This window comes from Pelagibius sp., assembly GCF_028289705.1.
Classification (GTDB): domain Bacteria; phylum Pseudomonadota; class Alphaproteobacteria; order Kiloniellales; family Kiloniellaceae; genus Pelagibius.
Window position 1 is genome coordinate 1 of sequence record NZ_JANQOI010000118.1, and the last position, 5,941, is coordinate 5,941.

General features: G+C 67.1%; 5 protein-coding genes. 2 read left to right on the forward strand and 3 right to left on the reverse strand.

Annotation, left to right across the window (positions count from 1 at the left end; all coding sequences use genetic code 11):
- The 3 genes from Q0996_RS15565 to Q0996_RS15575 all read right to left on the reverse strand — a co-directional run.
- The coding region (locus Q0996_RS15565; RefSeq protein ID WP_299621623.1) for an ABC transporter ATP-binding protein at positions 1-311 on the reverse strand (311 nt) is incomplete at its 3' end.
- A 95-nt stretch (positions 312-406) separates the two neighbouring features.
- On the reverse strand, positions 407-1,483 hold the full coding sequence (locus Q0996_RS15570) for an extracellular solute-binding protein (RefSeq protein ID WP_299621626.1): 1,077 nt from the start codon (positions 1,481-1,483) through the stop codon (positions 407-409).
- A 116-nt stretch (positions 1,484-1,599) separates the two neighbouring features.
- On the reverse strand, positions 1,600-3,081 hold the full coding sequence (locus Q0996_RS15575) for a PLP-dependent aminotransferase family protein (protein WP_299621629.1): 1,482 nt from the start codon (positions 3,079-3,081) through the stop codon (positions 1,600-1,602).
- 114 nt (positions 3,082-3,195) lie between these two features.
- Between Q0996_RS15575 and Q0996_RS15580 the strand changes: the two genes are divergently transcribed.
- Positions 3,196-4,302 (forward strand): mandelate racemase/muconate lactonizing enzyme family protein, encoded by a 1,107-nt coding sequence (locus Q0996_RS15580; RefSeq protein ID WP_299621633.1) that lies wholly within the window; start codon positions 3,196-3,198, stop codon positions 4,300-4,302.
- A gap of 4 nt (positions 4,303-4,306) precedes the next feature.
- Positions 4,307-5,797 (forward strand): aldehyde dehydrogenase family protein, encoded by a 1,491-nt coding sequence (locus Q0996_RS15585; protein ID WP_299621636.1) that lies wholly within the window; start codon positions 4,307-4,309, stop codon positions 5,795-5,797.
- Positions 5,798-5,941: the final 144 nt, after the last annotated feature.

Here is a 5,941-nt window from a genome sequence, read left to right on the forward strand (position 1 = left end):
CCGTAGGCGATGTTCTCGTAGACGTTCATCATCGGGAACAGCGCGAGATGCTGGAAGACCATCTTCACGTTGCGCTTGTTCGGCGGCGTGTTGAGGACCGAGTTCCCCTTGATCTTCACATCGCCGGCCGAGGGGTCCTCGAAGCCGGCGATCATCCGCATCAGGGTCGTCTTGCCGCAGCCCGAGGGGCCCAGGATCGAAAAGAACGAGCCGCTGGGGATCTTGAAGGAGACGTCATCGACCGCCCGCAGGCGCCCGAAGCTCTTGGAGACGTTGGTGCACTCGAGGTCGTAGTCGGATGAGGGATTCATGCGATGGCCCGTCGCGGAATTGAGGACCCCGGGAAGAAGAGACGCTGCCCGTCGGCGTCAGCCGGGGGCAGCGTCTCGCAAGCTGGACTGCCGGATCAGCCGCCGGTGGCAGCCTTGATCTTCTCCAGCGCCTTGCCTTCCATGTCTTCGACACCCGGCGGGATGTTGGCGAAGAACTGCAGGTTGGCAATGTCCTCTGCGGAGAAGGCCGCGGAGAAGGCCGCCTTCTTGTCGTCGGGCAGCAGTTCCTTGCCGCCCTTGACCGCCGCCACGCTGCCGGTGCTGGCGGACATCAGCTTCACGATCTCCGGCTGCATGACGAAGTTGATCCACTTGTAGGCCGCTTCGTCGGCCTTGCCCTTGCGCGGCAGGGTGAAGGTGTCGATCCAGGCCAGAGCGCCGGTCTCGGGCGGCACGAAGACGATGTTGGGGTTCTGGTTGTAGAGCCTGTAGGCCGTGGAGTCCCAGGTCTCCGAGGCGACCACTTCGCCGGAGAGCATCAGCGCGGAAAGGTCGTCACCACCCTTCCAGTAGGCCTTGATGTTGTCCTTGCAGGCGATCAGCTTGTCGACCGCCTTGTCGAGGATGGCCTGGTACTTGTCGAGATCGGCATAGGCGGCGAAGGGATCCTCGCCCATCGCAAAGGCGGTGCCCAGCAGGATGGTGCGCTTCAGGCGCATCGAGGTCTTGCCCTTGTACTTCGGATCGCAGAGGTCGGCCCAGCTCTTGAAGTCGGGCGCCTTGGTCTTGTCGGCCATCAGCCCGGAGGTGCCCCAGACGTGGGGAACCGAGTAGACCTCGCCGTCGATGGTGGTGTTGGCCTTCACGCCGTCCAGCAGCTTGGGCTCCATCACCGAGGTGTCGATCTTCGACAGGTCCATCGGCTTGTAGATGTCGTATTCGAGCTGGGCTGCGTAGATGCGGTCGTGGCTCGGCTGCGCCAGGTCATAGCCGGCACCGCCGGTCGCGCGGAGCTTGGCGATCATCTCCTCGTTGTTGGAGAAGGTCACCTCCACGGTGATGTCGGGGTACTTCTCCTCGAACATCTTGACGACTTCCTCCGGCGCGTAGGACCCCCAGGTCAGAAGTCGCAGGGTCTCCGCCTGGGCCGCCGTCGCCGCAGTAAGGATGGTCGCGGCCATCAGGGCCGCGGTCAGTTTTCTGCCTGTCATTCAAGCCTCCCTTATTGGCCGATCGCCCAAGCAGACGAGCCGGCAAATCAGATTTCCAAGCCTAGTGTGATAATGGACTGCAAAATATATCCATTGCCGATATTGGATCAGACCAATTACCGCGTCAATTCCGGCAGGGCGCGCAATTTGCCGAAACCGCGGCGGATTTCTTCCGGCGTCACCCCGCCAAACCCGAGCACGAGGCCCCTGCGGTCGATTGGCGCGCAGCAGTAGCGCGACAGGGCCGCGACAACGATCCCTTGGTCCCGGGCTTCGGCAACGATCCTCTCGTCATCGGCATCGCCGGTCAAGAAACCCACGGTATGGAAGCCGCTGGAAGTGGGGCGAACGTCGATCCTCCCGGAAAGCTCGGCGGCTGCCTCGATCAGGGCGTCGTGCCGGGCCTTGTAGGCCTGGCGCATAAGCCGGATGTGGGTGGAGAACAGACCCTCGTTCATGAAGTCCGCGACGATGGCCTGGGTCGCCGTCGGCACGCCGCTGAGCCAGGCCGCGCTGATGTCGGCAAAGGTCCGCTCCAGGCCGCGGGGCGCCAGAACGAAGCCGAGCCTCAAGGACGGAAAGAGGGACTTTGAGAAGGTGCCGACGTAGATCACCCGCTCCTGGGTATCGATGCTCTTCAGCGGCGGTTGGGGTTGGCCGCCGTAGTAGAACTCCCCGTCGTAGTCGTCCTCGACGATCAGGGCATCGGCGTCCTCCGCCGCGCCCAAAAGGGCGAGCCGGCGCGGCAGGCTCATGACCTGGCCCAGGGGTTGCTGGTGCGACGGCGTTACGAAGGCGAGGCGGAAGTGGGGCGCCTTGCGCAGCCCGTCGGCAATGCTCAGCCCCTCGTCGTCGACCTCCACGGGGACGATGTCGGCGCCGCCGGCGACAAAGGCGTTGCGGGCCCCGATGGCGCCGGGGTTCTCGAACCAGACGGGGTCGCCGGGGTTGAGCAGCAGCGTGGAGATCAGGGAAAAAGCCTGCTGGGCGCCGGACACGATGAAGATCTGCTCCGGGTCGCACTTGATGCCGCGGGCGGCATTCAGATGGGTCGAGATCGCCTCGCGCAGGCCCTGGTAGCCGGAGGGGTGGCCGTAACCCATGACGTCCTCCCGCCCGGCCCGCCAGTGCCGCGCCGAAAGCCGCGCCCAATGCGCCATCGGAAAGAGATCGAGGGCCGGCAGCGCGGTGATGAAGGCCTGGGATTTGTGGGGCAGCCAGGCCCTTGGCGCGAGAAAGCGCTGGGCGCGGCGGGCGGCGCGGGAGAGGTGGTGATCGACCGGTTTGCCCGCCGCCGGACGGGCCGCCGCGACGGCCGCGCGCTGGCCGGAGAGGGCTTCGCTGACGAAGGTGCCGGCGCCCACCCTGGCCTCCAGCAGGCCCTCCGCCGTCAGGCGGTCGACGGCGTCGATGACGGTGGTGCGCGAGACGCCGATTTCCTTGGCCAGGGTGCGCGTCGCCGGCAGCCGCTCGCCGGGGTTCACCCCGCCGGAGAGCAGGATCTCCTTGAGCCCCATGTAGAGCTGAACGCTGATCTTTCGCCGCGCGGTCCGGTCGATCCGGATCGACGACAACAGCGCCCCGGCGTTGGTTTTCATGTCTCCTCCCCAACGGATTGGCCTATAGATCGAACGAAAATGGACCTTAAATCAAGGCCAATTCCGTTTATCGTGGCCCCCGGGGATGCCTCTTGGGAGCCGGCCGGGACCGCTATGGAAATCGCGAGTATCGAGACCTTCACGAACGAGTACGTCTGCTTCGTGCGGGTGCGGACCGGCGACGGCAAAGAAGGTTGGGGCCAGGTGGCGCCCTATAATGCCGACATCACCGCACAGGTCGTGCACCGCCAGGTGGCGCCCTATGCCCTGGGGCAGGACGCGCTGGACATCGACTACCTCGTCGACATCATTCCGGAGCGCGAGCACAAGTTCCCCGGCGCCTACCTGCGCCGCGCCATCGGCGGCCTGGACACCGCGCTCTGGGACCTGCGCGGCAAGCGCGAAGGCAAGCCGGTCTGCGCGCTGATCGGGGGCTCGCCCGGGCCGCTGCGCGCCTACGGCTCCTCCATGAAGCGGGACATCACCCCGCAACAGGAATCGGAACGTCTGAAAGGCCTGCGCGACCGCCTGGGCTTCGATGCCTTCAAGTTCCGCGTCGGCGCCGAATGCGGGCGCGACGTCGACGAGTGGCCGGGCCGCACCGAGGAGATCGTGCCGACCATGCGGCGGGCAATGGACGACGGCGTCGCCCTGCTGGTCGACGCCAACTCGGGCTTCTCGCCCAAGCGGGCCATCGAGGTCGGCCACCTGCTGCAGGACAACGGGGTCTCGCACTACGAGGAGCCCTGCCCCTACTGGGAATACGAGCAGACCAAAGAGGTGACCGAGGCGCTGGAGATCGACGTCACGGGGGGCGAGCAGGACTGCTCCCTGGTGGACTGGCGGCGCATGATCGACGGCCGCGTGGTCGACATCCTGCAGCCGGACGTCTGCTATCTGGGCGGGCTGACCCGCACGCTGCGGGTGGCGAAGATGGCCGAGAAGGCGGGCCTCCCGGTAACGCCCCACAGCGCCAACCTCTCGATGGTCACGCTTTTCACCATGCATCTGCTGCGCGCCATCCCCAACGCCGGCAAGTACCTGGAACTCTCCATCGAGGGCGAGGACTACTATCCCTGGCAGCAGGATCTCTTCGTCGAGTCACCCTATGCTGTCGAGGGCGGCCAGGTGACGGTGAGCGACCGGCCGGGCTGGGGGGTCACGGTCAACCCGGACTGGCTTGCCAGGTCCGCCTACCGTATCAGCGCCTTGGAAGGATGATCCGATGAAGACCCGCAAGGAACTGATCGACCAGGCGCTCACCAGCGGCACCCTCCCGGATCTGCCCCAGGGCCACTTCATCGACGGGGCGTTTTCCGCGCCGGCTGCCGGGCGCAGCATGGAAAGCCAGGACCCCGGCCGGGCCGAGGCTTTCGCCGAATTTGCCCGGGGCGATGCCGCCGACGTGGAGGCCGCCGTGGCCTCGGCCCGCAACGCCTTCGAGGCGGTCTGGCGGGATACGCCCGCCGCCGAACGGGGCCGCATCCTCTCCCGCGCCGCCGCGCTGATCCGCGAGAACGCGGCGGGCCTGGCGGTGGTCGAGTGCCTCGACAGCGGCAAGCCGATCGGCGAGGCCGAGGGCGACGTGCAGGGCGCCGCGCGCGCATTCGAATACTACGCCGGCGCCTGCGACAAGCTGCAGGGCGATACCTTTCCCATCGGCCCGGACTATCTGGGCTACAGCCAGCACGAGCCGGTCGGCGTGGCGGCCCAGATCATTCCCTGGAACTTTCCGATCTCAACGGCGGCGCGGGGCATCGCCCCGGCGCTGGCCGCCGGCTGTGCGGTGGTCGCCAAGCCCGCCGAGCAGACGCCCTTCACCGCGCTGCGGCTGGCGGAGATCCTCAAGAACGCGGGCCTGCCCGCCGGGGTCTGCAACGTGGTGACCGGAACCGGTGCCGAGGTCGGGGCGCCCTTGGCCGCCCACCCTGGGGTCGACCACATCACCTTCACCGGCTCGGTGGCCACCGGCACCGCCGTCATGAAGGCGGCGGCGGAGAACGTGACCCGTGTGGTGCTGGAACTCGGCGGCAAGTCGCCGGTGGTGGTGCTCGACGACTGCGACCGGGATCAGGCCCTCGACGGTGTCATGGGCGCGATCTTCGAGAACGCGGGGCAGATCTGCTCGGCCGGTTCGCGCCTGATCGTCGAGCGCGGTCTGCACGACGGCTTCGTCGAAGAGCTCTGCCGGCGGGCCGAAAAGCTGACCCTCGGGCACGGCCTCAGAAACCCGCAGCTCGGCCCGGTGAACTCCGCCGAGCAGCTCACCCGGGTTTCCGGCTTCATCGCCCGTGCCCGCGAGCGGGGGATCGAGGTGGCGACCGGCGGCGGCGAGACGGTGGACCCGGAGACCGGCAAGGGATGGTTCTTCCAGCCGACCATCGTCGGCGCCCGCGATGCCGGCGACGAACTGGTGCAGCAGGAGATCTTCGGCCCGGTCCTGACGGTGCAGACCGCCGAGGATGCGGAGCACGCCCTCACCCTCGCCAATAACAGCCAGTACGCGCTGGTGGCCGGAATCTATACCGGGGACTTTACACGCGCGCACCGCCTGGCACGGCGCCTGGATGCCGGGCAGGTCTACATCAACGAGTACTTCGCTGGCGGCATCGAGGTGCCCTTTGGCGGCAACAAGAAGTCCGGCTTCGGCCGCGAGAAGGGCCTCGAAGGCCTGCTGAGCTACTGCCGCACCAAGAGCGTCGCCGCCCGCATCTAGGGCCTGTTGATATTCATTTCGTCGTCGTGGCGGGAGCAGATGTTCGCCAGGGTTAGGAGCGGGCGGTGCCGTGGGGTGGTCCCCCACAAGGCGTCCGCGACGCGGCCCTGGCGAATATCTGCCCCGTCCCGAAGGGATCCGGCG

Bases quoted from the DNA above. Each gene is read 5' to 3' on its own strand.
- Q0996_RS15570 (WP_299621626.1), bottom strand. From the start codon at position 1,483: ATGACAGGCAGAAAACTGACCGCGGCCCTGATGGCCGCGACCATCCTT.
- Q0996_RS15575 (WP_299621629.1), bottom strand. From the start codon at position 3,081: ATGAAAACCAACGCCGGGGCGCTGTTGTCGTCGATCCGGATCGACCGG.
- Q0996_RS15580 (WP_299621633.1), top strand. From the start codon at position 3,196: ATGGAAATCGCGAGTATCGAGACCTTCACGAACGAGTACGTCTGCTTC.
- Q0996_RS15585 (WP_299621636.1), top strand. From the start codon at position 4,307: ATGAAGACCCGCAAGGAACTGATCGACCAGGCGCTCACCAGCGGCACC.